This window comes from Flavobacterium sp. J372 (genome assembly GCF_024699965.1).
In the GTDB taxonomy this organism is placed as follows: Bacteria; Bacteroidota; Bacteroidia; order Flavobacteriales; family Flavobacteriaceae; genus Flavobacterium.
Genome location: NZ_JAJOMZ010000002.1, coordinates 1 through 24,466 on the forward strand (window position 1 = coordinate 1; position 24,466 = coordinate 24,466).

The following is a 24,466-nucleotide window of genomic DNA, read 5'->3' on the forward strand; positions in this document are numbered from 1 at the left end:
AAAATAATCGATATGCTGGTTTCAGTATTCTTCTAAAAATAAATAAAAATGAAACAGAACATAATATCTGCAATAAGGCTCACCTTGTTTTGTGCAGTCTTCTTTTCAGGGATTTACACCATGACTATCTGGGGTGTGGCACAACTTGCACCCAACCAGGGTAAAGGCTTTGTTGTAGAACAGGATGGCAAAAAATACCACATTAATGTAGCCCAGAGCTTTACCAAACCGGAATACTTCTGGCCCCGCCCGAGTGCGGTAGACTATAATGCCGCCGGATCAGGCGGCAGCAACAAAAGGCCCTTCAAACCCTGAGTACCTTGCCACTGTACAGTCGCGCATAGACACTTTCCTTTTGCAAAACCCGGACCTGACTGCCGCTGATGTTCCAAGTGAGCTTGTAACGGCTTCGGGAAGCGGACTGGACCCGAACATTTCTGTGCAGGGTGCCAGGGTACAGGTAAAACGAATAGCAGACGCAAGAAACATAAGCGAAGAGCAAGTACAAACACTTATTAAAGAAAATACCGAAGCCCCGCTTCTCGGCGTTTTGGGAACCGAAAAAATCAACGTATTAAAACTTAACTTAGCATTAGATAAAATTAAGTAATGAAAACACTTTTATCCGCTTTTGCAATCACTGCGCTAACTTGCGGGGCTGTAAATGCACAAACCAGCGATACAATAAAAATACTACCACAACCTGAAATCCCGGCATTAAAATTCAGCGGCTATGCGGAAGTATATTATACCTACGATTTTGGGCAGCCGGAAAGCAACACCCGCCCCGGATTTATATATTCGCACAACCGCCACAATGAGGTAGCCCTCAATCTGGGCTTTATTAAAGCAGCCTACGACAACGGCATAGTACGCGGTAATCTGGCGTTGATGGCAGGTTCGTATGCCAATGCCAACCTTGCCGCTGAAGAATCGACATTAAAAAACGTGTACGAAGCCAATATAGGAGTGAAACTGAGCAAGACTGCAAACATCTGGATTGATGCAGGGATATTCGCTTCGCATATCGGCTTTGAAAGTGCTGTTGGTAAAGATTGCTGACCCTTACAAGAAGCATTCTGGCAGATAACTCTCCTTATTATGAGAGCGGCGCAAAGCTGTCATACACCTCGCCATCAGGCAAGTGGTTTATAAGTGGCCTTGTATTGAACGGCTGGCAGCGCATACAAAAGGTAGAAGGAAATAAAACCCTTTCTTTCGGGCATCAGCTGACATATAAGCCCAATACAAAAGTAACCCTTAATAGCAGCTCATTTGTCGGCAACGACAAGCCTGATGCAGACAAACGCATGAGGTACTTCCATAACCTCTACGGAATTTTCCAACTCACTGAGAAATTTGGGCTTACCGCAGGGTTTGATATCGGTGCAGAGCAAAAAGCAAGGGTAGCGAGCGTTATAGCAGCTGGTATTCGCCTGTGATTATTGCACGCTATGCCTTCAGCGACCGGTTTGCCATTGCTGCCCGCGGTGAGTATTACACAGATAAGGAAGGAGTAATAATTGCAACAGGCACGGAAAACGGCTTTCAAACTTTCGGATATTCGCTTAATTTTGATTACAATATCTACAGCAATGTAGTGTGGAGGGTTGAAGCAAGGACATTTAACAGCAAAGATGATGTTTTCCTAAGCAATGATGATACGTCACACAATAACAACTTTATTGCTACCGCACTGGCAATTTCATTTTAATGGAAAGCGAAAAGGAAAATAATGTAAAACACTTTCTTGACCTGATACAAAAGTCGAGAAAGGGTAAGTTTAAGGTCTACATCGGCATGAGCGCCGGTGTAGGCAAAACTTTCGCATGCTCCAGGAAGCCCATACGTTATTGCGCAATGGCATTGATGTTAAGATAGGATTTGTAGAAACCCACCGCCGAAAAGAAACACATGAACTACTGGAGGGTTTGCCCGTCATTCCGCAACGTTCTATCTTTTATAAAGGCAAATACCTGGAAGAAATGGATGTGCAGGCCATAATCAATCTTCGCCCGGAAGTGGTAATTGTGGATGAACTGGCACATACCAATGTTGAAGGCAGCAAAAACGAAAAGCGATGGCAGGACGTGATGGATATTATTGACGCGGGGATTAATGTAATCAGCGCTGTGAACATCCAGCATATAGAAAGCTTAAATGATGACATTAAGGAAATTACGGGAATTGAGGTAAAGGAGCGCATACCTGACAGTGTGCTTAAAGCCGCAGATGAAGTTGTAAATATTGACCTTACTGCCGACGAACTGATTACCCGCCTCAAAGAAGGAAAAATTTATACTGACGATAAAATTCAACCGGCACTCAATAACTTTTTTAAATCACAGCACATACTCCAGCTTCGGGAACTGGCGCTTAAGGAAGTTGCAAGCCAGGTTGAGCGGAAAGTAGAATCAGAAATCACAGGTTCGGGCAGCTTAAGGCACGAACGCTTTTTGGCGTGCATCAGCAGTAATCATAGTACGGCAAAGACAGTTATACGTAAAACCGCAAGGCTTGCCAATTACTACCACAGCAAGTGGTATCTGATGTATGTTGAATTACCCGGTGAAAAGCCGGATCGTATAGCGCTTGACAAGCAGCGCCACCTGATCAATAATTTCAAGCTTGCCACCGAGCTTGGCGCAGAAGTAATCCGCGTGCAATCGGGCAGTGTTGCCTCTGCTATTATAAAGCAAGCCGAAGAGCGTAAGGCAACTACGATATGCATCGGCAAGCCACACCTTACCCTTATCAAGGTTATCCTTTCAACAAACATATTTAATTCGCTGCTAAATAAGCTTTCCAAAAGCGAAATTGACTTAATCATTCTTTCATAATGAAAATCAAAACAAAACTGGCGCTGTCGCTAAGCCTGTTATTTGCATTGACCATAGCACTGGCAGGCCTTGCCATTTGGCAGGTACGCCAACTCTCATCAGACACTTCCAATATACTGGTGGCAAACTACCAGTCACTGGATTATTCGCGCAATATGTATAAGATTCTGGACGAGGGAGGCCCGGACTTTGAGAGAGCTAAATTCAGCAAATTTCTAAACAGGCAGTTAAATAACGTTACTGAGATTGGTGAACAGGAATATACAGCTGAGCTTTATGATGACTACAAGGCTTACATACTCTCGCCTACCCCATTACGTGCAGCGGAAATCAGGGGTGACCTGAACAATATTATGAAGCTTAACATGGATGCCATAAAGCGTAAGAGCCTCAAGGCGGAAACTAATGCTGAGCAGTCTGTATTATGGCTTTCCTTTACAAGTTCTTTTGCCTTATAATCGGCTTTACACTGTTAGTAAATGTTCCGGGATACATTGCAAATCCGATAAGGGAATTAACAGAGAGCATCAGGCAAATTGCATCCAGAAACTACTCACAAAGGGTATATAATAAAGGCAATGATGAATTTTCAGTCCTCGCCAGGTCATTTAATACAATGGCCGAGAAACTCGAAGAATACAACAATTCCGACCTTGCTAAGCTGATGATTGAAAAAAACGCATAGAAACACTTATTAACAGCCTCTCAGACCCGGTTATTGGCCTTGATGATAAAAACAGGATATTGTTTATTAATGAGCAGGCATTAGTAATAACAGGCCTTGCTAACTTACAAGTCATTGGCCGGAAGGCTGAAGAACTGGCACTGAAAAATGATCTTTTGCGAACCCTTCTCAAGAATATGCTGAGTGGGAACGCAAAGGGCGAGAACCTGAAAATATACAGCAATGATAAGGAAAGCCACTTTGAACAGCTGATTGTTCCGATTAATATATTACCAACAGGGGAGGCTGAAAAGAGGCATATAGGAACCTTCATGATACTTCGAAACATTACAGCTTATAAAGAACTTGACGCTGCCAAAACAAATTTTATTGCTACTGTTTCCCATGAATTCAAGACACCTATAGCTTCCATGAAAATGAGCCTACAGCTTTTAGAAAATGAAAAAACAGGCGCACTTAATGATGAGCAATTAAGCCTTGTTGAAAGCCTTCGGGAAGATACCGAGCGCTTGCTTAGAACCACTGGCGAGTTGCTTAACATAACACAAGTAGAAACAGGGAAGGCACAATTTCAATTGGCAAATTTAGATATTGCACCAATAATACAGAAAGCCATTGAATCTAACGATAAAATAGCTGGACGTAAAGACATACGATTGATTGTGCCCAAACTAACTCATTTGCCACAAATCTCAGCTGACGCAGAAAAAGCAGAGTGGATCATATCAAATCTTATTTCTAATGCAGTCAGGTATTCTTATGAAAATTCTGAAGTTAAAATTCATACAGCCCTAACGCCGGCATACGTTGAGATTGCGGTGCAGGATGATGGGATCGGGATACCGGAAGAGCATCACGGCAAGGTCTTTGAAAAATATTTCAGGGTTCCCGGCAATGAAAAAGATGGCACAGGCCTAGGCCTGAGCATCAGTAAAGAATTTATTGAGGCGATGGGCGGTTACATCAAATTACAAAGTGACATTGGGCGTGGGAGTATATTTACGGTAGGTTTCAGACGGAACCATGGCTAACGTTAGCATAGAAGAATTTAAAGAGCATTCTGAGAATTTGCAGGCAGCTAAAAAAAAAAACCACAACATTATCTGCTGCGGCTTCAAAACTTGTGGAGAAGATGGGAGTCGAACCCACGACCTCTTGCATGCCATGCAAGCGCTCTAGCCAGCTGAGCTACATCCCCAATAAGAGCCGCAAATATAAAACAAAAAATTTCCAAATTCCAAATTCCAAATCACAAACATCAAATTCCAGATAACAAATAAAATAGCAAATCTTTGCGGCGTTCGCTGCAGTCTTTGTAATCTTCTGTACCTTCTCTGTGAATCTCTGTGCAATAACTTATTCGAAACATCTAAAAATCGAATAGTCGAAAAATCTACAATCACCCCTATATTTGCAATGCAAACAAAACTAACTACAGCATGACAACCACACGCCAAAACGGGTCATTATATACAAGCATCAATAACAAAATAGCAACGGTAGAATTTGGGCATCCGGCATCCAATTCTTTCCCGGCTGAATTACTGCAACGCCTTACAAATGAATTAACCCTTTTGAGTAATAATCATGATGTAAACGTGATTGTATTGAAAAGCGAAGGCGAAGGTGCTTTTTGCGCAGGTGCATCATTTGACGAGTTGCTTGCAGTGCAGGATCTTGAGCAGGGCAGTAAGTTTTTTTCAGGGTTTGCTAATGTTATTAATGCCATGCGCAACTGTTCAAAACTTATTGTGGGCCGTATTCAGGGTAAAGCTGTTGGCGGCGGCGTAGGGCTCGCCGCAGCGTGTGACTATGCCATGGCTGTTGAAGCCAGTGCCGTAAAGCTGTCGGAGTTTGCAATAGGTATCGGCCCGTTTGTTATTGCTCCGGCTGTAGAGCGCAAAATGGGTAAGGCTGCCCTTGCCGAAATGACCCTTGGCGCTCACGAATGGAAAAATGCTTATTGGGCACAGGAGAAAGGCCTCTATGCTAAAGTATTTGAAACCATTGCTGAGCTCGATAAAGAGCTCGATATCTTCACCCAAAAGCTGGCATCGTATAACCCTGAAGCTCTTTCATCAATGAAAAAAGTACTGTGGGAAGGCACCGAAAACTGGGACACGCTATTGAAAGAACGCGCAGCAATTTCCGGTACACTTGTATTGTCAGACTTTACAAAAAACGCACTGGCACAGTTTAAAAAATAATTATCTGGATTTCAGCCAGCCGGTAATGCTCAGGCGCTGTTGTTTTACAGGCTTCACTTCGTGCTCCAGCAACTGGCTCTCAAAAATCACCATCCTGCCCTTTAAGGGATAAATGTTCTTTTCCGTTTCCCTGCCATTATCTTTTAGATAAATGGTAAGCTCGCCCCCAAACTCAGGCTGCCAGTCTTCATCATTAAGGTAGCATACCATTGATAGTTTCCGCCTGCTGTCATTTTGAAATGTGTCCAGGTGCCGCTTGTAAAACGTTCCCTCGGGGTACACTGCATAATGGAATTCTTTATCTTTAATACCCAGGTAGCACGTACGGTTCAGGTACTGTACAAAGTCATTTATCTTACTGAGGAACTGCTTCTCTGCTTCATCGGCACTTTCTTCATCAAGCCACAAAATATAATCGCCACGAACCGCGTCAACCACCTTTTCATTAGCCTGGTTGCCAATGGCCGATTTTTTAAACCCGTCGCTCTCATACTTTCTGCGCAGGCTTACCTGCAGCGCATCAATTTCTGAACTGCTGAAAAAACTATCAGCAATGGCATATTTATCGGCCATCAGGGCATCAATAATCTGCTCGTATCCGGGGTTTAGCTTTAAGTCATCCATGGCGCCAAAGATAGTTCAAAACCGTAAACCGATTTGTCGTAAATTTGCCGCATGAGCAAGATACGTATCACCAAGCAGTTTACTTTTGAAACCGGACACGCCCTTTACGGGTATGACGGTAAATGCAAAAACGTTCACGGGCACAGCTACAAGCTATCTGTTACTGTAATTGGCACACCTATAATGGACACAGAAAATGTTAAGTACGGTATGGTGATTGACTTTGGCGACCTGAAGAAAATTGTGCGCCGCGAAATTGTTGATGTATTTGACCATGCCACCGTTTTCAACAAGAACACCCCGCACGTTGAACTTGCTGCCGAACTTAGCGACCGCGGCCATCACGTAATACTTGTAGATTACCAGCCTACAAGCGAAAACATGGTGATAGACTTTGCCGCAAAAATAAAACACCACTTACCGGCAAACATACAGCTTTATTCCCTTCGCCTCCAGGAAACCGAAACCTCTTATGCCGAGTGGTACCAAAGCGATAACTTATAGCTTAATTTGGTAATTTGTTGATTCGTTAGCTTCAATTACCCTAGCTTGTTGACTTGTGGCTTTTGACTGTGGCTTTTGACTAATAATGGCGTGTCCCTTCAGGCCGGGCTGTCCGCTATATCCCTTCTCTGCGCTGCGGGGATGCCGCTTCCATCCCTCACGCAAGCTTCACTCCTGTACCTTAATCCGTATGACCTTGTAATACCTTTTGCCTAGTGGCTTGTGGCTTTCAACTTGTGCCTTGTGGGCTAAGATTGATTCAGTATTTCAAAGAGCGAAAACTTGAATCAAAGCCTGAATAAAACCCAGTGGTAACAGTATTCGGGTTTTGCATTTCGATAAAAAAGGGTGTGAAGAATATCGCCTGCAAAGTTACAAACTTAAAGTTGAATATTTCACATCAGGTTTGAAAAATGATTATCAGCCCGCAGTTAATTATTTGTTAACGGTTATTAGTTTCTTGCACCCCTACTTTCTTGCAGGTTTGAATTTAGTGCATACTTTTCGGAATTTCCTTGAATGAATTCTCCTCTTAAAATAATCTTAAATGCTGCTCTCTGCCTTCCCGTTCATTTTTTGTGGGTGAAGTTCCCTTTTGTGTTTGGGATTCGTAATTCGTAATTCGTAATTCATAAATAAAAAAAGCACCCGTTTTCACGGATGCTTTTAAAGTATTGGGTGGTTTGTAAAGTTATTTCTTCACGATAAGGAACTCTGAGCGGCGGTTCTGTGCGTGCTGCTCTTCGGTACAGTTGTCGCCGCACGGCACCTTAGGCTGGCTCTCGCCATATCCCTGGCCTGATATCCTGGCTTTGTTGATGCCGCGTGATATCACGTACTGCACTGCGCTCTTAGCCCTGCGGTTTGACAGGTTCATGTTGTACTGGTCACTGCCGCGTGAGTCGGTGTGGCCTTTTACCATAATCACCATGTTCGGGTTGGCTTTCAGCGCTTCTACAAGCTTGTCAAGCTCAAAGGCGCCTTCTTTGGTGATGTTGCTCTTGTCAAACTCAAAGTATACATCGTTCAGCACTACTTCGGTCTCGGTCACAATCTTGGCTATCTCGTTCAGGCTGGCGTCAATATTTACCGTGCCGCCTTTGGTCTTGGCTATCGGGAAGGTGTTGTTCTCATACCCTTCAACTGATGCCTGTACCGTGTAGGCCCTGTCACAGTCTATGGCATAGGTTACCTTGCCGTCTGCGCCTGTGGTGCGTGTCTCTATCACGTTGTTCTTCTCATCAAGTATCGCTACTTTGGCCGAGGCAAGCGGTGCGCCTGTCTTGGCATCGCGTACCATCACGATGGCTTCCACTCCGCATACCGGCGTTGCTGTATAGAGCTGGTCTACCCCGCTGCGGTTGCTGGCAAAGAAGCCAAGGCCTTTCTTTTGGTTGATCGAGAAGGCGAAGTCGTCTTTTGGCGAGTTTACCGGCATGCCTACGTTCATTGCATCGCCGCCTTTGGCAAGGTCTATCACGAAGATGTCCATAGCGCCGAAACCTTTTCTTCCGTCTGAGGTGAAGTACAGCTTGCCGTCATCGGCTATGAACGGGAAGTTCTCTGCGCCTTCGGTGTTTACCTTGGTGCCAAGGTTCTGCGGCTCGCCATAGGTGTTGCCTTCCATTACGGCTACCTTCCAGATGTCTGCCCCGCCTATCGAGCCTTCACGGTCGGATACGAAGTACAGCGTCTTGCCGTCTGCGCTTATCGAAGGGTTGCCTGTTGAGTACCTCTTGTCATTGAACGGAAGCGCTACGGGCTTGCCCCACTTGCCGTTTTCTTTTACTGACCTGTACAGGTATACCTGGCCTTTCTTGAGGTTGTTTTCCCTGTCTCTCTCAAACTTCTTTTCCTTGAAGCTTTCGCTTGAGAAGTACATGGTGTTGCCGTCAGCCGTTACGGCCACAGGGCCGTCATGCCACTTGCTGTTCACCTCGGCCACAGGGGTCGGGGCTGAGAAGGTGCCGTTGGCATTGTAGGTGGCTGTATAGATGTCAAGGTACGGCTGCTCGTTCCACCCGTAGGTTTTGCGGGCGGTGTTGCGTGCGCTGGTGAAGTACAATGTGTTGTCATTGGTCAATACCCCGCCGAATGAGCTGTATTTCGGATCATTGATGTCCATAAGCTTCTCATCAAATAGCTTCTCCTGGTTCCTTAGCTTCGGAAGGTAGTCAGGGTCACGCTTGAAGATGATGGCACGCTGGTCATTCGGGGCTTTGGCCGCAAACTGCTGCATCTGCTTGTTGGCCTCGTCATACCTGCCCTCTGCCTTAAGCATCTGCGCATAGTTGTAGTTAAGCTCTGCATCTGCATTGCCGGCTATGGCTTTAGGGTACCATTTTACGGCTTCTTTTGAGTTGAATACGTTGTAGTAGCTGTCGGCAAGCCTTCTGTATACATACGGGTCTTCGCTCTTTTCGGCTAGCTTCAGGTAGGCGTCTGCAGCCTCTACATATTCCAGCCTCTCATATAGCTTGTCAGCTTGTTCGGTATCCTTGTTCTGGGCGCTTACTGCCATCACCGATAGCAGCATCCCAAGGCTTATATAGATATTTTTCATGTCTTTCTCTGGCGTTTAGGTTAGAAATAACGTGGTGAACGGGATACTTTCTTCGGGAAGTTCAGGTCGAACAGCAGCATCACCTCGTGTGACGATGGCGTGGTCACGTTCAGGTCTGACACAATGTGGTCATACGCATAACCTATCCTCAGGTTCGGGGTGATGGCGTAGTTTACCATCGCGCCGAAGCTGTCATCTATCCTGTAGGTGGCCCCTATCTCAAAACGCTCATAGAACAAAAAGTTGGCCGATACGTCAAAGCTCGGCGAAACGCCAAAGGCTGACTTGAGCAATCCTGATGGCTTGAACTTGATGTTGTCATTCAACTGGAATACATAACCCGCCGTTAAGAAGTAGTGCTGGGTCTCTGAGCCGAACTGCCTCTCCTGCCCGTTGTCGGTTATGTCAAGGTGCTTGCTCTTGAGCATGTTCGGCACCGAGAAGGCTACATAGTAATTCTCTGTATAATAGAAAAAGCCTGCCCCTACGTTGAAATAGGTATTGTTGGTGTTCTCGCTGAAAGCCGGGTCATTGGCATCGGGTACGTTGTTCTGCCCGATATCGGTATACAGGCCTACATCATGAAGCGTTAAGCCTGCCTTGATCCCCAGGGCCAGGCGGTGCTCACCTCCAAGGTTCAGCGTGTAGCTGAAATCGCCGTAAAAATTGGTCTCCTCCACCGGGCCTATCTTATCGTTTACTACCGATAAGCCTAAGCCTACATTCTTGCCTACCGGGCTGTGGCCCGAAAAGGTCATAGTGGTGGGTGAGTCTTCTATGTCTACCCACTGCTTGCGGTATAACAGGCCAAAGGCTAAATTCTCCTTCGAGCCCGCATAGGCCGGGTTGATGACGTTCATGTTGTACATGTACTGCGTGTAGTGCGGGTCCTGCTGCGAATATCCCTCAGCAAAAAAACCCAACGCAGCCAACGCTGCAAAATATAGTTTCTTCATGTGCATGTAATTTTCTTTGTATATAGTTTCAGTTTATTAATGCTATAATTGGCTGTTGTTTAACGGAGAATGAAATTACATCCAAAAAAAACAACAGGCGTCAAGTTTAACAAAACTTTCAAACAAATACTACAAAAACTGGATTTTATTTATGTTAGGCTTTTGTTATGTAAAAACACCCTGCCCGGGGGCAGGGTGCCTACTTATATTATTCTTCACGGTTGATGTAAACCCATCCTGTGGCTTTCTCTCCGTTGGCACGCTCAAAGCTGTAGAAATAAGTTCCCGTAGGAAGCTCATCACCACCTTTGCCCTGGCCATGCCACTGGTCTGTATACGCACCGTAACTAAACACTTCCTGGCCGTAGCGGTTAAAGATGCTTATCTTGGTAACATCAAGCGCTGAAAGGTTAAATGTGTCATTCTTACCGTCATTGTTTGGCGATATACCGCGCTGTACCATACAGGTTGTATTATCTACCTGTACAGGTACTGTTACAGCACAAGCGCCCGCAGCATTAGGGGTAACAATTACATTATAAGTGCCGGTTGCAGTAACAATAACCTCACGGCCTGTTTGGGTAAGCGGGTTGCCTGAAGGGTCAATCCAAGAGAAGGTTACCGTATCTTCATTATACACTTCATCATTGTCAAAGTTAACTTCAAGCACATAATTGTTACCGTCACAACCCTGCTCTACAAATACATTTGGCACTGCGCCAATTGTTACTGTAAATGTTTCAGAGAAAGATGCACATCCACCATTAGCTGCTACGGTATTCCTTATTTCATAAGTACCCGGTGTACTTTGCGCAATATTAATTTCTCCCGTAGTTGGGTTAATTACAAGTCCTGCTGTTGAAGAGAATGTACCACCAACACCGTCAAGCTGCGGAAGCGGATTAGTATCATCCTGGCAATAAGAAGTATTATAACTAAATGTACCTACAAGCGGTGTAGTTATGGTTACATTAAAGCTTTCTTCATCTGTACAGTTGTTTGGTGCATTACCTGTTTGCGCATAAATGTAAATTGTCTGGTCTGCAGTAATTACATCACCGGCATTAAGCATAGTGCCGCTGCCTCCGGGGCCTGTAAAGTAATCACCTACGGCAAGCGCCGGCAATGTGTATGGCCCGCATGAAGGAATGTTACCCGGGTTAACAACATTTGGCTGGATATTTATAGTTACAAGGAAATCCTGCTCTGCATCGCATATAGGGCTTCCTCCCGGCTCAAATACATAGATAGTCTGGGTTGTTGTAATCACGTCACCCGCATTTAGCATGGTACCTGTACCGTTAGGGCCTGTATAATAATTACCAATTGTAAGCGCCGGAAGGGTATATGAAGCACAACGCTCTACATCAGCCGGGTCAACAATAACAGGTGCCGATGTTAGCGTTACATTAAAGCTGTCTTCATCAGTACAATTTGGCGTGGTCCCTGTTTGTGCATAGATGTAGATGGTCTGGTCTGTACTTATAACATCTCCTGCATTAAGCATTGTACCCGTACCGGCAGGGCCTGTAAAGTAGTTACCTACTGTGATGGCAGGAAGCGTATAAGTATTACAAGCCTGGACATCATCCATATCTGCAACTTGCGGAACTGTATATATTGTAACAAGGAAATCCTGCTGTGCATCACATATAGGGGTGCTTCCCGGTTCAAATACATAAATTGTCTGCGTTGTGGTAATCACGTCACCTGCATTTAGCATTGTGCCTGTACCATTAGGGCCTGTGTAATAATTACCAATAGTTAGCGCCGGAAGCGTATATGATGTACAACTTTCTACATCTGCCGGGTCCGGAATTACTACTGCATTAGTAATTGTGAGATTAAAACTGTCTTCATCGGTACAGTTCGGCGTAGTGCCCGACTGTGCATAGATATAGATAGTCTGGTCTGTACTTAACACATCTCCGGCATTTAGCATAGTGCCTGTACCGGCAGGGCCTGTAAAGTAGTTACCTACTGTTATGGCAGGAAGCGTATAAGTATTACAAGCCTGCACATCATCCATATCTGCAACCTCAGGCTGCGGATTTATGGTCACAGTAAACATATGTTCATCAAAACACTGGTTGGCTGTACCTGCAGCAGCATACACATATATTGGCTGCGTTTGTGTGATAACTGTATTAGCCGCAAGCATAGTACCGCCACCGTTTGGCTCTGTATAATAGTTACCTGATGTAAGCGCAGGCAGTGTATAGCTTCCGCAGTAAGTACCATCAGCAGGTTCATCAACTACCGGTACGGTTACTTGCGTAACAGTAACAGTTTTTGTTTCAGAACAAACTCCATTTGTAACTTTTACAGTATAAACGCCGCCGGCAGAGACCGTGATTGAAGGCCCCGTTTCTGCAGGAATAACCGGCCCATTGAATGTCCACTCATAAGTTACCGGATCAGTTCCCCAGTTACCGCCAGTTACGTTAATAGTACCCGTACTGCCCACACATATATCAAAATCAGACTCTATGGTAAACTGTGGTTTAGGCTGTACAATAATCTTAAATGACTTAATTGCAGGCGGACATCCGGTAAGGATATTTGCCACCCTTACATATATTGTCTGCTCATTTTGCACTGTGTTAAGATATGATGTTGGCAGCGCATTTGCCACAACATTATTATCTGCATCCTCTTGTGTAGCATAGTACTTAACATCGTAGTTAGCCACTGTAAGCCCTGAAAGCATAGTTGCAGTGTTCAGCGAAAGATCAAACGTTGCAAACCCGCTGTTATCACACAACACAAGGTCATTAGGATTACCTACAGTTTCAGCAATATCAGGGTAGAATTCAACCAGGATTGAGTCTGTTCCTGAACATGTAGAACCAATATAAGATGCCTTAAGGGTGTAAGTACCAGGCTGCGTTACTGTAAGTGTAGGGCCTGTTTCAGGTAATAGGGTTGTACCCAGAAGCCATTGGAATTCATAGTCAAGCGGGCTCAGGCCACTATCTAGTATTTGTTGCTGGCCGTCACATAGTGCAGTACCATTTGATACAAGGAAGTCATCCGGAAGCTGAACCTCACCAAGGTCAAAGCTGCCGCCTCGTAAAAATACTGCAGAATTGAATGACTGGTCACGATAGTCTGCAATTACAAGCTTGATGTGGTATACTGCACCCTGAATAACCGTTGCCTGTGCGGTAAGCATAGTAGTATTACCTATATAACCTATAGGTGAAGCATCAGGATTAGTTGCGTTGTAAGAACCGAAAAATTCAACATTTGCAGAGCCACAGCTGCTATTATACTGCCCATCTCTTATATTGGTCACAGATACCGGTATTGTAGTATTTGGTATAACTGCAAGGTTTTGTGACGTTGTTGATGGCAGAGGCCCCGTTAGGATAAATGCAAAGGCATCTGAATAACCACACTGGAACGTACCATATTCTGCTGATGCAAAAAGGAAGTCGAAACTCATATCTTCCTTAAGCGGAACGAAATCAAACTCAAGAACTGATGCGTTATACATTGTATCAGGATTACCATTTGCTGCATTGATAGCGCTCAAATCAGGGTCTCCAACCCATGCTGCAGTCTGGTTTCCGGCTGTATTGCCCGGATATGGCCCCTGAGCTTCAAAAATATTTCCTGTTGCCAGTACTATACCATCATCAAACGGGAAGTTTGAGCCATTTCGCGTAAAATAACCTATACCGTTAGTTTGTCCGTAATTTGTACCTGTACGGCCTTGTACGTTTGTGATGATTGCACATCCGCTGTTTACAAGAACTTCTTTTACCAGCTGCTCATAGGTGTATAGAGTACCATTAACCTTAATAGGTGGTTCAGGCGATGTTATACAAACCGTAAAGGTTGTTGTTTGGTTTGGCGTAGCAACGCTTGTATATACCCTTATTTTATATACAGCCCCAATCTCATAATCGTCATAACGGTTTACATCCGGGTCACTACATATTATCTGGGTCATAGTACCACACTGGCTGCCTTTGTACACTACAAAATTAAGGTTGGTGCTTGAACCTGCAATGTTAAGCAGAGATATAGTATGTGATGTTGATGTAGCTGTAAACTGGAACCATACGTCATCATCTGCTGTTCCGGCACATGTTTTAGGCTCGGCTGATGCTGTTGCACCCGTAACCGTACCGGTAGCAGTAAGAAGGCATTGTGTATCTGAATTCACAGGAACAACTTTTGCATTAGCGCATTCATCATTCGCTATTTTAGTAATGAATGTAAATGGCCCCGCCCAGCTGCTTGAACCATTTGTACCACCACAATTTGCACGTACATAGAACACATAGAATGTTGCAGGCTGAAGGTCTTGCGCTGTAAATGTTGGTAATGTGCCCGGTACAGGAGTACCAACCGTTGCTGCTGTAGGCGGCGCCAGGTTTGGCAGCTGTACTACAACATCCCAGCTTGTTTCACCATTCATAGGTGTCCAGCCAAGTATAGCCGTAGTTTGTGTAATATCAGCAACCGGCGCTGCAAGGTTTTGCGGCTTGCGGCAGGTAACTACTTTTACATTAATATTATCTATGGCAGCCGGTGGTTGTATACCGCCTGCGTTATTATTTCTCCATTCAAAAACAAGCCTGCGTGTAGTACCTTCATAGGCTTCTACGTTAGCTGTGTATGTGATGGTGGTCCAGTTGCTGCTTCCCAAGAAGTCTGTTCCCAGCCTCTGCCTGTTTGCAGCGTTACCTATTTGCGTACCCGGATTAGGATTAAAATCTACCGGAACCATCCATACCCTGAAATAGTCATTAGCATCGCCTACGCTTTTCCAGTCAAATGTAACATCCACTTCATCTGCGCCCATTGGTATTTCAAGGTCACGGTATGCCTGTACTACAGACTGGCTGGTCACACTATAAGTATTAGTAGCGCCATTATCGCTGGTTATATATAGTGAATTTGTCCCGCCATTATTTACAGCATTACCTATAACCCATTTATTTACCTGGGTACCGTTGTTCAATGTCCATTTAGCAGGGAGTGTTTCAAAATTCTCATCCCATGTAAGTGGTGCAGGAATTTGTGGTGTAATAATAACTAATGGCCCAACCCAGAAACTGGCTCCGCTATCGCCACAGTTGCTTCTTACCCAAAGGTAATATGTAGTTGAAGGCTCAAGAGTAGTGATATTTGCATTAGTAGTAGTAATACCTGTTTCTGTAGGCTCTGTACTTTCTTGCGGTACCGTGTTTGATGTACTTAAATAATAATCATATGTAGGCGTGCCAGAATTTGTTGGCGCAACCCATGTAACACTTGCCGATGTAGTTGTTACACTACCGACTGTAAGTGCAAGTGCGGTTGGTACCCGGCACGTGATTACCTGTACATTAATATTATCAATAGCTGCAGGTGGCTGCTGCCCTACAGTAGCATTATTCCTCCACTCAAACACAAGCCTTCTGGCCTGGCCGGCATAAGCTGTTGAGTTTATTGTAAAGCTTGATGTTGTCCAGGCCCCATTCTGGTTAAGTACACTTGCAACCTGCTGGCCGCCGTTTGCAGCAGTAATTTGTGTGCCTGGTGTCGGGGTAAATGTTGCAGGTACCATCCATACGCGCAAGTAGTCATTTGTACCACCTTCGCCCATTGCTCTCCAGTCAAATGTAATACCAATTTCCTGAGCTGTGGCAGTGCCTAATGCTGGTATTTGTAAATCACGGTATATGTGGGTTACAGAAGCAGCATCAACAGTATATGCATTAGATGCTCCACCGTCGTTGCTTATATACATACCTGTAGTTCCGCCATTGCTTGCAGCTGTACCCACCACCCATTTGTTAGGCTGAGATGCATTATTACGTGCAAAACCATTTGCCGGAAGTTCAAAATCCTGGTTGTACTCAAGTGCAGCAGGTATCTGCCCGCTATTAAAGTATATCGGGCCGGCTATAGGGCTGGTTTCATTAGTAGCAGCACATACAAGCCTTAGGTAAGCCACATAGCTTGAGTTGGGCTCTATTGTAATTCCTGTTGTAGGATTCACGCCAGTTGCTACCCATCCTGTTGTATCGCCAGTTGGTGCAGGGCTGCCTTCAGGAAGCAGTATATACTCCCATGTGCCGGTAGCAGGGCCGTCCCATCTTAGGCCGACAGATGTTGTTGTTATACTGTTTGTTACAATAGCCAAACCTGTAGGCGCAAGACACTTAGGATTTAAACAGTCAGTCACATCACTGTACAAAGAGCCTACGCTACCAGGCGTATTAATTGCTTTAGTAAATATTGTCTGTGCAAATGGGTTTATGATTGAAATTCCCACTTCGTTCGGGAAATTACCTGCTGTGTCCCAGCGCAGCTCAAAAGGCACACCGTGGCATAGCGGCACGTTTACGTTTACCGGCCCTGTGCCTGTCGGCAGGTTTAAGGTAGCAACTACTACACCGTTTTGCCTCACTGTTATAACAGCGCCTTCCCAGCCGGCAAAAGAATCTCTTAATACAAATGTATAGTTACACTGATCGGTTATCGGGCAGAAGCTAGTCTGGAACGTATATGGGCCTGCCCATGCACTGAACGTGCCATTACCGCAATTTGCCCTTACCCAATACTGGTATTGTGTACCAGGTGAAAGATCCGGTGCATTAACCGTTGGCGTAGCTGTTACTTCTGTACCCGCACCTGAAGGTATCGGGCCTCCTGCAACATCAACATAATATTCCCATGAAGTAGCGCCTGCAGCCGTCCATGTAAGCTGTGCAGAAGCATCTGAAGGTACTATTGAAACATTTGTCGGCGCCTGGCAATTTACCCGCTGTACCGTAAGTGTATAAGGAGTTGTTTGTGATGATGCATTAGTAGCTATCACTATATAATATGTTTGCCCGGCTGTTACCGGAAACAATGGAATATTTACAGGAGTTGTGGCACTTCCAGTACCACCCGCAGCACATTGAGTACCGATATTGGTACAACTGGTATAAATAAACATACCTGAATTAGGTCCATTGTTTGTCATGCTTACGCTTATGTTGCCTGTAAAATCTGCAGTATAAGCATATACAACATCATTACCCGCAAGATAATTCCCTGTAGCATTACAGCCCGTTCCGGCTGTACCACTATAGTCGTTGCCAAACTGGGCTGTGTTGCTCGTTTCACTAAATGGCAATGTGGTAATAGCGCGCGGCGCAGCACAGGTAGCCCCATAAGCTACTGTACAAAAGATACCGGGTTGCTCCACGCACTTGGGTTATCAGGGCCGCAAACAGCCCGTACATAATACTTATAGCACTTACCAGGCTCAAGCACCGGCTGGTAAGGCAGCGGGCCGCTGTATAATACACCTGAACCTACCGGCGCTGCAGCCTGCTCAATAATCTCAATTTCCCATTGGGTAGAGCCATTAGGGTTCCAGCTAAGGTTTGCAGTAGTAAGTGTTGGCGCTGTAGCAGTAGGGTTTAAAACCGGAAGACATTTTGACAACGCCCTTACATCATCAATCAGCCACCTGTCACTATTTGTGGTTGGGGCTTTCATCCAAAAGGCAATATAAACCTCCTGCCCGGCAAAACCACTTAGTGATAGTACCTTTTCTTTGTAGAGCAATTGTTGCGCACCTACACCTGCCAGTTCAGTCTCTGTCCAACCGTCGCTGTCTATCAGTGAGGTGTATGCTGCAAGATTTGATCCGTCAGGGTTTACGTTTGCATTTGATATCCTTACATCAAAAATACTCCCGTTTTCAGTCGCCTGCACAAGCCTTGTCCAGAAACGAAGTTCGGCATTTGCCGGCACGGTAAACTTTTTGGTCACCAACCAGTCTTCCGGGTTGCCACTCTCTACGTTGCCTCTGTTAAGGTAGGCAGCCTGGTCATCGGCAATAGCAGGGTATTCCCTGCCCGGAGTTGCATTACTGGCCTGCGGACTAAGGCCCCATGTGACATCTGTGCCAACATCATTCTGGTATGCCATCCAGCCTGTCGGCAAAGCATCGCCATCATAGCGGAAATTTTCAAGGGGGAAGCTGTGCATAAGCTGCCAGTGAAAATACCATCATGAAAAGCATAAGGGTAATTTTTTTCATAGACTTATGTTTAGTTGATTTAGATTAAGTTCCCGAAAATAATGAAAATATTTATCCTTACCTCTTTAAAAGTGAACAGAATGTAATTTTTTACCAAAAAAAACAAAATTAATTACAAATGTTATGAATGTAAAGTTTGTAGGTATGCATAGTAAAAGTCTGCCTGAAAAAGGATAGTTGTAGTACAATCTCTATATTTGAAAAAATTTAAATCAATGCAGGCCGGAAAAAAAAATATATTTCGCATCAGACCAACATTTCGGGGCGCCGACACATGAACTTAGTTTCCCGCGTGAAAAAAAGTTTGTTGCCTGGCTTGATAGCATTAAAGCTGATGCAGGTGTGCTTTTTCTTCTGGGCGATCTTTTTGACTTTTGGTTTGAATACAAAACTGTGGTGCCTAAAGGTTTTATAAGGTTATTGGGTAAACTTGCCGAACTGCGCGACAGCGGTATTGAAATATATTTTTTACCGGTAACCATGACCTTTGGATGCATGATTATTTTGAAAAAGAGCTTAACATACCCGTGTACCACCGCCCTATGGAATTTTCGTTTTACGGAAAAGATTTCCTCATTGGGCATGGTGATGGCCTCGGCCCTGGAGATAAGGGCTACAAACGCATGAAAAAGGTGTTTACCAACCCATTCTCTAAATGGCTGTTCCGCTGGCTGCACCCCGATTTGGGCGTGAAGCTGGCACAATACCTTTCCGTAAAAAACAAGCTGATTTCAGGCGATAGTGATGTAAAGTTTCTAGGCGAAGATAAGGAGTGGCTGGTGCTTTATTCTAAGCGGAAGCTGGAAAGCAAACACTATGATTTCTTCATCTTCGGGCACAGGCATTTACCTATGGATATTACCGTGGGGCCGGACTCACGCTACATAAACCTTGGCGACTGGATAGGCTATTTTACCTATGGTGTTTTTGATGGGGAAACGTTTGAATTGAAAGAATTTGGAAATGGGGGAACTTGAAAATTTGGAAATGTCTCATATCCACAAAGTCATTTTCAAATTAACGAATTTCCAAATTGTCTAATTTTCTTCACAGCGTATATCCCTCAACCTCAGCTGCAGGCTGGCCTGCCTGTTCCATACGTTTTCCTCAACAGAATATACTGCACTAAATTCCTCTCCGTTACAGGCGAGTTCTTTCTTACGTGCAAGGCCAAAGCCTACGGCTCCAAATCCTTCCGAATCATTTTGCCGTACAAAAAGTTTAAGGTGGGTGTTGTCTCCCCGATAGGTTTACCGTAACCTGAATCACGCAAACCTTTCGTAAGGAAAACAGGTGTCATATTGCTAGGTCCGAACGGTTCGAATTGTTTGAGTATTCGGTAGAATTTCGGGGTGATGTCAGTTAAACTGATTTCAGCATCAACGGAAATTTCCGGAGTTAGAAGTTCTGGGTCAATAGTTGATGCCACTACCTCTTCAAACTTGCTTTTGAACAGCGGAAACTGCTCTGCATGCAGCGTTAATCCTGCCGCATACATATGCCCGCCAAATTGCTCGAGATGTTCTGCGCAGGCTTCAAGTGCATTGTAAATATCAAAATTCTTTGACCGAGCGTCCTGATGCCGCCCAGCTTATCACCGCTTTTTGTAAATACCAGCGTCGGACGTGTACTGGGTTTCCGTAGCCGTGAAGCCATAATACCTATTCCACCTTTGTGCCACGATGCCTGATAGACTACCGTGGTAAACCTATCCTGCTCGCTGTTATCTTCAATCTGCTGTAACACTTCAACAGTCATCTACAACGTCGAGGCCTGGTCGGCGTCGGCATTAAGCGTCATTAACGAATTACCTCTGCCTGCTCGAAACATGCTTCGATAAGCAGTTCTACTGCAAACCTGCCGTGCTTGATGCGTCCTGCGGCGTTCGATACGCAGGGCGTCTACGAACCACAACATCGCTCATCCGCAATTCTTTTTGCTTAAGATTTTGCGTAAGCCTTGTATGCCCGTTTGCGTTGCTGTTTATAACTTGCCCAATATACGGTTTTCTCCTGTGATTGGAGCCATCTCTACCACCATGGCCGTTGTAACCAAGGTCAAGGTATTAGCACGAGGTCGGTGACAGATTATCCGAGTTTGCGCAAATGCCTGTATGTAGCTTAAAGCCGCGTCACCGCATCCTGGGGTTCCCGTCATACGGGTAGTTACAATCTATCACCGCTTTGGGTCGATTTTGTACTGCCACAGCGTCCGCCAGTTCATCTCCCGGACGTTGATGGTCGCAGATGACAAAGTCAATGCCTTTGATCTGGCGCATACGACTTTGTCTTAGATTTAATAAAGGCACCCAATGATGAGCGTACAGCCGTTCTCATCCCAAACGAAACTGTAGAAACACCGTAACCTTCAGCGCCAACGGTCGAATAATAGTGGTATTAAGGTAATAGGTCTTAAAATTGCGATGAAACCAACTACCGATGTGGTACCATCAACATCATAATCACCAAAAACGAAAATGTTCTCGCCATTAACCTGCTCAATGGGAATTATACGGCTTTGTTCATATCCTTCATAAGATATGGGTCATGCAAATCACTAAGCGATGGCCGGAAAAGACTTGCTTTGCTTTTTGCTCATAGGTTTCCACACCGCAAGCACCACAGCCCGATAATAACCGCATCAACATTGACGCCCGGCAAGGTGGTTTACTTTATGGTTTGAGGTTCCAGCACATTATGTATTAAACATCGTTTAAAGAGTATAGTTTACAATTTTCTTTAAACTTGTATCTCAAAAAATCGATTAGTTTTGTCTTGTCCCCTCTTTGTATAGATTGATATTTATAGATATCCGATATAATTAAAAGGGAAATATTCTGCTAACAAAACCTCATTATTATAATTATCGATAAATTTTCGATGACAACTGATTTGTGCTTCGCTCAATGACTGGACAGAAATTTGTAATATCTCAAACTACAGTAAACAGTGAATAAAAATGAACCTGCCGCTTTAAAAAAGTACACGTTCATTATTATCGTCGATAATTAAATCGAATTTGCTCTAGAATACTAATGAAACGTTGTTTATCAACTTCTTTTATCTGGATATTCATCATTATATAAATTATAAATTTGATTTGGGTTAGAATTGCTATATCTTCCTCAAATCCTTTTTCAGGAACATAACAATGTTGAAGTAATGTCTCTCGATACTAAACAGTTTATTATCATCCCAAATCTAATTCCCTTAACTCAGAAGCTAAATTCATAGAATTCTCCTTCAAACCTAGCGTTCCTAAGTTCTTTGCAGTTTAATGTCATATTAGTACTATTCAATCGAAGAAGCATCTTTGAAGCCTCTCACCTGTTTCTTACTATCCTGATTGAGAAAATACATAAGACCAAATAGCTCTATCAATTCTTTCTTTTTAGGACATCTGGATCAATTATTGGGGTCCTTTAATTTGAAAATATTATGTATTAAGTATTGCTCCACATCTTTGTTGACCATCGATTATTGAATATTTGGTATCACCAGTATGTTCATCTGTTCCAGTATTCCATATAAATCTCCGCAGATTGGATATCCCCATTAAAATAGATTCAACTAATTGAATTTGATTTTTAAAAAACAAAAATAATTCCCGCTGGAAGGAATTTCGAACATACCTTTTTTGGTCTAAGTCCTTATAGCCACTTTACAGGTTGTGGTTGGCCATCTATTTGCTCAAGTGGTTTCATTTAGTATACTTTTTAATTTCCCTATTCCTTTTAAATGATAATCTTCAACTGCCTGCCAATCCGTATGAAATCCTATAATTAATTTCGTGCTGTTGTTGAAAGTCAATTGTAATTCTGCTTTAAATTTTTAAAATTGTTTTCTGCCAGTCAAGTAAAATTTTGTTACCGTAATTTCTATCTTCATCTTTTAAACTGACAAAGCCATTAAATATGTTTGAAGCGATAGCGGTGTGGTTATCTAAATATTGATTATGAAATGCCTGTATACTTCCCAAATACTATTATAAATTTTATTTCAGCTCGGAATCTTCATTAAATTCTGAGAAATTTTTGTCCGGCGAAAAACTCTCTGAGTTTAGCACTTCCAATTATTGAAATACTGGCTCAGACAGTTCTTTAGAGATAAATCTTTTAGACAAATCATAATCCAGAACTAAAATCTTCACACATGCCATACTTTTTGACCGAGAAGATATTCATAATATACTTTCGATTACTCTTTAATGTAGTTTACAATATCTTCTTTAGTCATAATCCGTACGAAATTATGAGATTCCTATCCATTCTCTCTCTTCTCCTCAAAACCCCACAATCACAACTATTTCCCCTCTCGGTTCTTTCTTTGTGAAATGTTCCAGCACCTCGGTCGCGGTGCCGCGAACGGTTTCTTCATGCGGATTTCCAGAGAGTTCCCGCGACACCGATACCGGGCGGGGTGATCGCAAATACAATATAAATTGATTAAGGTCTTTACCAGCTTATGCGGCGATACATAAAATATCCTGGTGCGGGGTTCTTCAGCAAGGTGCCAAGAAGCGCAACCAACTCCCTTTTGTCGGGAGGAAGCCTTCAAACACAAGCTTGTCGTTAGGTAACCCCATGGTGCGGGAAGGCATTCTACGTAAATGCCGTTCTCACACAGGCACGTGTTAACAGAAAACGGGGTCAGCAGGAGCGGGTGTACCCGCATCGCTTATCAGGGCAACAATCCCCCCACCCTTCAATCGCCCGATGATGTTCTCCACCGTCTTGTGCTCGTTGTGCATGTGGTGGCTCTGCACAGCAATAGGTGCCAATCTCAAAATGCTTCATGAGCTTGCTGAACTCTTCAGGATAAGCACCCTTTAAAGCACAAAAGGTCATGTCTTCGAGGTTGCCTATAGGCATTGCAAAACTGTGAGAGCTTACCCATCAGTTAAACTTTTTCTCCACCAGCGCCAGAAAAATACTCCTCTTTGCCCTGCCAGTTGTTGTAGTCAGACAGCACCATATCGGCAATAAACTCTTTAGCCTCATCAAAAGTCGTCGAAGGTATTAGGTCTTACGGATTGGGTCGCCACTGCCGCCAAAGAGATTTTTCTCTAGAGCTGCTACGGTCGTTAAGGCCGAGAGCAAACGCTGCGGCTGTTACCTGCCTGTTGTTTATTGTTGTTTGTTGTTCTCTCGCTGTTGGCTTTGTGGCTTGTGGCTTCAGCTTTCGGCCATCTTTTGCCGGTTCCCGAGACATTTCTTCCTGCTGCTGAATCACTTCAGGCTCCCCAGAAAGCGTATTCTTTCTGCACGTTTGCCGGCTCAGGGACTTCAACTTTGGCTCCTGCCCTTTCTTTACAATTCAGGCTCTTTAATCACGGTAATCCTCCAAAGTTATTTCCGCTTTTTGCTTTGGCTCATCTTCCTGGCTCAAAGTCAAAGCGGTTGAGCTTTCCAGGTTATGGGCCTTAGGTGCCGCGGCCTGAGCCCCACTTTTCAGGTTGCTCATTGCGGGTTTCCTCTGCCGGCGACGACTGCGACGAGAACTTTCAGTTCCTCTTTTTCCTCGCCAATTTCTTTTTCCTCTTCCGGCTGCCTGGTATTCCTCCTGAGCTGTTCAGGGTCCAGCGCCTTGAGGGTCTTGGGTATTAAGGTTCCGGGTCTTTGGATTCCTCTTCAGTTTCTTGGGTATCGGGTTTTGGGTCTTGAGCTTGGTGCTCTTCACCGGTAGTAGCCTCTTTTTCCCTTCAGATACAACCTCTTCAGCATTATTACCTGCGGTTACGCCTTCGCCTTTTATCATTTTCTTTTTGTCTTGTTCCACATCCTGAATTTATTGGGGTTTTCGGATGTGAGCATTGGCTCATTCTCTTCTTTTAGCTTGTGATGTGCTGGTGGCTCTTTCAGCTTGTGGTTCTTCAACCAATCCATAAATATCCTCAAGTTTCTCTTCTGCGGAAGCGCACCCCGAAGCAGGCTTTACATCATTAAAGTTACCTTCAACAAACCGCAGCACCGATATTTTTCATACAGCCGGGGTTTCCTGCTGTAGCTGGTCAAGCGACCCTGTTCTTCAGTTTCAGTATGCGGTGTGCT

At 44.3% G+C, this 24,466-nt stretch carries 16 protein-coding genes, 1 tRNA gene and 5 pseudogenes; 10 read left to right on the forward strand and 12 right to left on the reverse strand.

Annotation, left to right across the window (positions count from 1 at the left end; all coding sequences use genetic code 11):
* Positions 1–48 precede the first annotated feature (48 nt).
* From LRS05_RS17125 to LRS05_RS00165, 7 genes and pseudogenes are all read left to right on the forward strand, one after another.
* A complete protein-coding gene (locus LRS05_RS17125) occupies positions 49–315 on the forward strand; it encodes a potassium-transporting ATPase subunit C (protein WP_308224773.1) in 267 nt (88 codons plus the stop codon).
* Complete coding sequence (locus tag LRS05_RS17130) at positions 269–610, forward strand: potassium-transporting ATPase subunit C (RefSeq protein WP_308224775.1); 342 nt, start codon at positions 269–271, stop codon at positions 608–610. The genes LRS05_RS17125 and LRS05_RS17130 overlap by 47 nt, the downstream gene beginning before the upstream one ends.
* Positions 610–1,714, forward strand: a pseudogene (locus LRS05_RS17565) (porin). The gene LRS05_RS17130 and the pseudogene LRS05_RS17565 overlap by 1 nt, the downstream one beginning before the upstream one ends.
* A pseudogene (locus LRS05_RS00150) lies at positions 1,714–2,840 on the forward strand (sensor protein KdpD). Before LRS05_RS17565 ends, LRS05_RS00150 begins: the two co-directional pseudogenes overlap by 1 nt.
* Positions 2,840–3,298 (forward strand): hypothetical protein, encoded by a 459-nt coding sequence (locus tag LRS05_RS00155; RefSeq protein ID WP_257866473.1) that lies wholly within the window; start codon positions 2,840–2,842, stop codon positions 3,296–3,298. Before LRS05_RS00150 ends, LRS05_RS00155 begins: the two are co-directional and overlap by 1 nt.
* Complete coding sequence (locus LRS05_RS00160) at positions 3,265–3,525, forward strand: HAMP domain-containing protein (protein ID WP_257866474.1); 261 nt, start codon at positions 3,265–3,267, stop codon at positions 3,523–3,525. Before LRS05_RS00155 ends, LRS05_RS00160 begins: the two co-directional genes overlap by 34 nt.
* A 32-nt stretch (positions 3,526–3,557) precedes the next feature.
* A complete protein-coding gene (locus tag LRS05_RS00165; RefSeq protein ID WP_257866487.1) occupies positions 3,558–4,556 on the forward strand; it encodes a PAS domain-containing sensor histidine kinase in 999 nt (332 codons plus the stop codon).
* Between the two features lie 93 nt (positions 4,557–4,649).
* Here LRS05_RS00165 and LRS05_RS00170 read toward each other — a convergent pair.
* Positions 4,650–4,723, reverse strand: a tRNA-Ala gene (locus LRS05_RS00170).
* Between the two features lie 241 nt (positions 4,724–4,964).
* Here LRS05_RS00170 and LRS05_RS00175 point away from each other — a divergent pair.
* On the forward strand, positions 4,965–5,732 hold the full coding sequence (locus LRS05_RS00175) for an enoyl-CoA hydratase/isomerase family protein (protein ID WP_257866475.1): 768 nt from the start codon (positions 4,965–4,967) through the stop codon (positions 5,730–5,732).
* Here the strand turns inward: LRS05_RS00175 and LRS05_RS00180 are convergent, their stop codons facing one another.
* Complete coding sequence (locus LRS05_RS00180; RefSeq protein ID WP_257866476.1) at positions 5,733–6,356, reverse strand: 2OG-Fe(II) oxygenase; 624 nt, start codon at positions 6,354–6,356, stop codon at positions 5,733–5,735.
* A gap of 51 nt (positions 6,357–6,407) precedes the next feature.
* On the opposite strand from LRS05_RS00180, the gene LRS05_RS00185 reads away from it, so the two are divergent.
* On the forward strand, positions 6,408–6,860 hold the full coding sequence (locus tag LRS05_RS00185) for a 6-carboxytetrahydropterin synthase (protein ID WP_257866477.1): 453 nt from the start codon (positions 6,408–6,410) through the stop codon (positions 6,858–6,860).
* A 691-nt stretch (positions 6,861–7,551) separates the two neighbouring features.
* Here the strand turns inward: LRS05_RS00185 and LRS05_RS00190 are convergent.
* The 4 genes from LRS05_RS00190 to LRS05_RS00205 all read right to left on the reverse strand — a co-directional run bounded on the left by LRS05_RS00190 (position 7,552) and on the right by LRS05_RS00205 (position 18,365).
* Positions 7,552–9,423 carry an OmpA family protein gene (locus LRS05_RS00190; protein ID WP_257866478.1) on the reverse strand — a complete coding sequence of 624 codons (1,872 nt, stop codon included), beginning with the start codon at positions 9,421–9,423 and terminating at the stop codon, positions 7,552–7,554.
* Between the two features lie 20 nt (positions 9,424–9,443).
* Complete coding sequence (locus LRS05_RS00195; RefSeq protein ID WP_257866479.1) at positions 9,444–10,379, reverse strand: type IX secretion system membrane protein PorP/SprF; 936 nt, start codon at positions 10,377–10,379, stop codon at positions 9,444–9,446.
* 208 nt (positions 10,380–10,587) lie between these two features.
* On the reverse strand, positions 10,588–17,574 hold the full coding sequence (locus tag LRS05_RS00200; RefSeq protein ID WP_257866480.1) for a choice-of-anchor L domain-containing protein: 6,987 nt from the start codon (positions 17,572–17,574) through the stop codon (positions 10,588–10,590).
* A complete protein-coding gene (locus LRS05_RS00205) occupies positions 17,544–18,365 on the reverse strand; it encodes a choice-of-anchor J domain-containing protein (RefSeq protein ID WP_257866481.1) in 822 nt (273 codons plus the stop codon). The genes LRS05_RS00200 and LRS05_RS00205 overlap by 31 nt, the downstream gene beginning before the upstream one ends.
* Before the next feature lie 286 nt (positions 18,366–18,651).
* Here LRS05_RS00205 and LRS05_RS00210 point away from each other — a divergent pair.
* Positions 18,652–19,394 (forward strand): annotated as a pseudogene (locus tag LRS05_RS00210) (UDP-2,3-diacylglucosamine diphosphatase).
* A 60-nt stretch (positions 19,395–19,454) separates the two neighbouring features.
* On the opposite strand, the pseudogene LRS05_RS00220 reads toward LRS05_RS00210, so the two are convergent.
* The 6 genes and pseudogenes from LRS05_RS00220 to LRS05_RS00245 form a co-directional block, all read right to left on the reverse strand.
* A pseudogene (locus LRS05_RS00220) lies at positions 19,455–19,915 on the reverse strand (hypothetical protein).
* Complete coding sequence (locus tag LRS05_RS00225; RefSeq protein WP_257866483.1) at positions 19,897–20,175, reverse strand: hypothetical protein; 279 nt, start codon at positions 20,173–20,175, stop codon at positions 19,897–19,899. The pseudogene LRS05_RS00220 and the gene LRS05_RS00225 overlap by 19 nt, the downstream one beginning before the upstream one ends.
* 2,523 nt (positions 20,176–22,698) lie before the next feature.
* Positions 22,699–23,287, reverse strand: a pseudogene (locus LRS05_RS00230) (16S rRNA (cytidine(1402)-2'-O)-methyltransferase).
* Between the two features lie 154 nt (positions 23,288–23,441).
* A complete protein-coding gene (locus LRS05_RS00235; protein WP_257866484.1) occupies positions 23,442–23,705 on the reverse strand; it encodes a hypothetical protein in 264 nt (87 codons plus the stop codon).
* 282 nt (positions 23,706–23,987) lie between these two features.
* A complete protein-coding gene (locus LRS05_RS00240; RefSeq protein ID WP_257866485.1) occupies positions 23,988–24,194 on the reverse strand; it encodes a hypothetical protein in 207 nt (68 codons plus the stop codon).
* Positions 24,170–24,301: a hypothetical protein gene (locus LRS05_RS00245; RefSeq protein ID WP_257866486.1), complete on the reverse strand. Its 132-nt coding sequence runs from the start codon at positions 24,299–24,301 to the stop codon at positions 24,170–24,172. Before LRS05_RS00245 ends, LRS05_RS00240 begins: the two co-directional genes overlap by 25 nt.
* Positions 24,302–24,466: the final 165 nt, after the last annotated feature.

What these genes read in the sequence shown, in the direction of transcription:
- LRS05_RS17125 (WP_308224773.1), top strand. Translation starts at nt 49, where the DNA reads ATGAAACAGAACATAATATCTGCAATAAGGCTCACCTTGTTTTGTGCA.
- LRS05_RS17130 (WP_308224775.1), top strand. Translation starts at nt 269, where the DNA reads ATGCCGCCGGATCAGGCGGCAGCAACAAAAGGCCCTTCAAACCCTGAG.
- LRS05_RS00155 (WP_257866473.1), top strand. Translation starts at nt 2,840, where the DNA reads ATGAAAATCAAAACAAAACTGGCGCTGTCGCTAAGCCTGTTATTTGCA.
- LRS05_RS00160 (WP_257866474.1), top strand. Translation starts at nt 3,265, where the DNA reads ATGGCTTTCCTTTACAAGTTCTTTTGCCTTATAATCGGCTTTACACTG.
- LRS05_RS00175 (WP_257866475.1), top strand. Translation starts at nt 4,965, where the DNA reads ATGACAACCACACGCCAAAACGGGTCATTATATACAAGCATCAATAAC.
- LRS05_RS00180 (WP_257866476.1), bottom strand. Translation starts at nt 6,356, where the DNA reads ATGGATGACTTAAAGCTAAACCCCGGATACGAGCAGATTATTGATGCC.
- LRS05_RS00185 (WP_257866477.1), top strand. Translation starts at nt 6,408, where the DNA reads ATGAGCAAGATACGTATCACCAAGCAGTTTACTTTTGAAACCGGACAC.
- LRS05_RS00190 (WP_257866478.1), bottom strand. Translation starts at nt 9,423, where the DNA reads ATGAAAAATATCTATATAAGCCTTGGGATGCTGCTATCGGTGATGGCA.
- LRS05_RS00195 (WP_257866479.1), bottom strand. Translation starts at nt 10,379, where the DNA reads ATGAAGAAACTATATTTTGCAGCGTTGGCTGCGTTGGGTTTTTTTGCT.
- LRS05_RS00205 (WP_257866481.1), bottom strand. Translation starts at nt 18,365, where the DNA reads ATGCACAGCTTCCCCCTTGAAAATTTCCGCTATGATGGCGATGCTTTG.
- LRS05_RS00225 (WP_257866483.1), bottom strand. Translation starts at nt 20,175, where the DNA reads ATGACTGTTGAAGTGTTACAGCAGATTGAAGATAACAGCGAGCAGGAT.
- LRS05_RS00245 (WP_257866486.1), bottom strand. Translation starts at nt 24,301, where the DNA reads ATGGATTGGTTGAAGAACCACAAGCTGAAAGAGCCACCAGCACATCAC.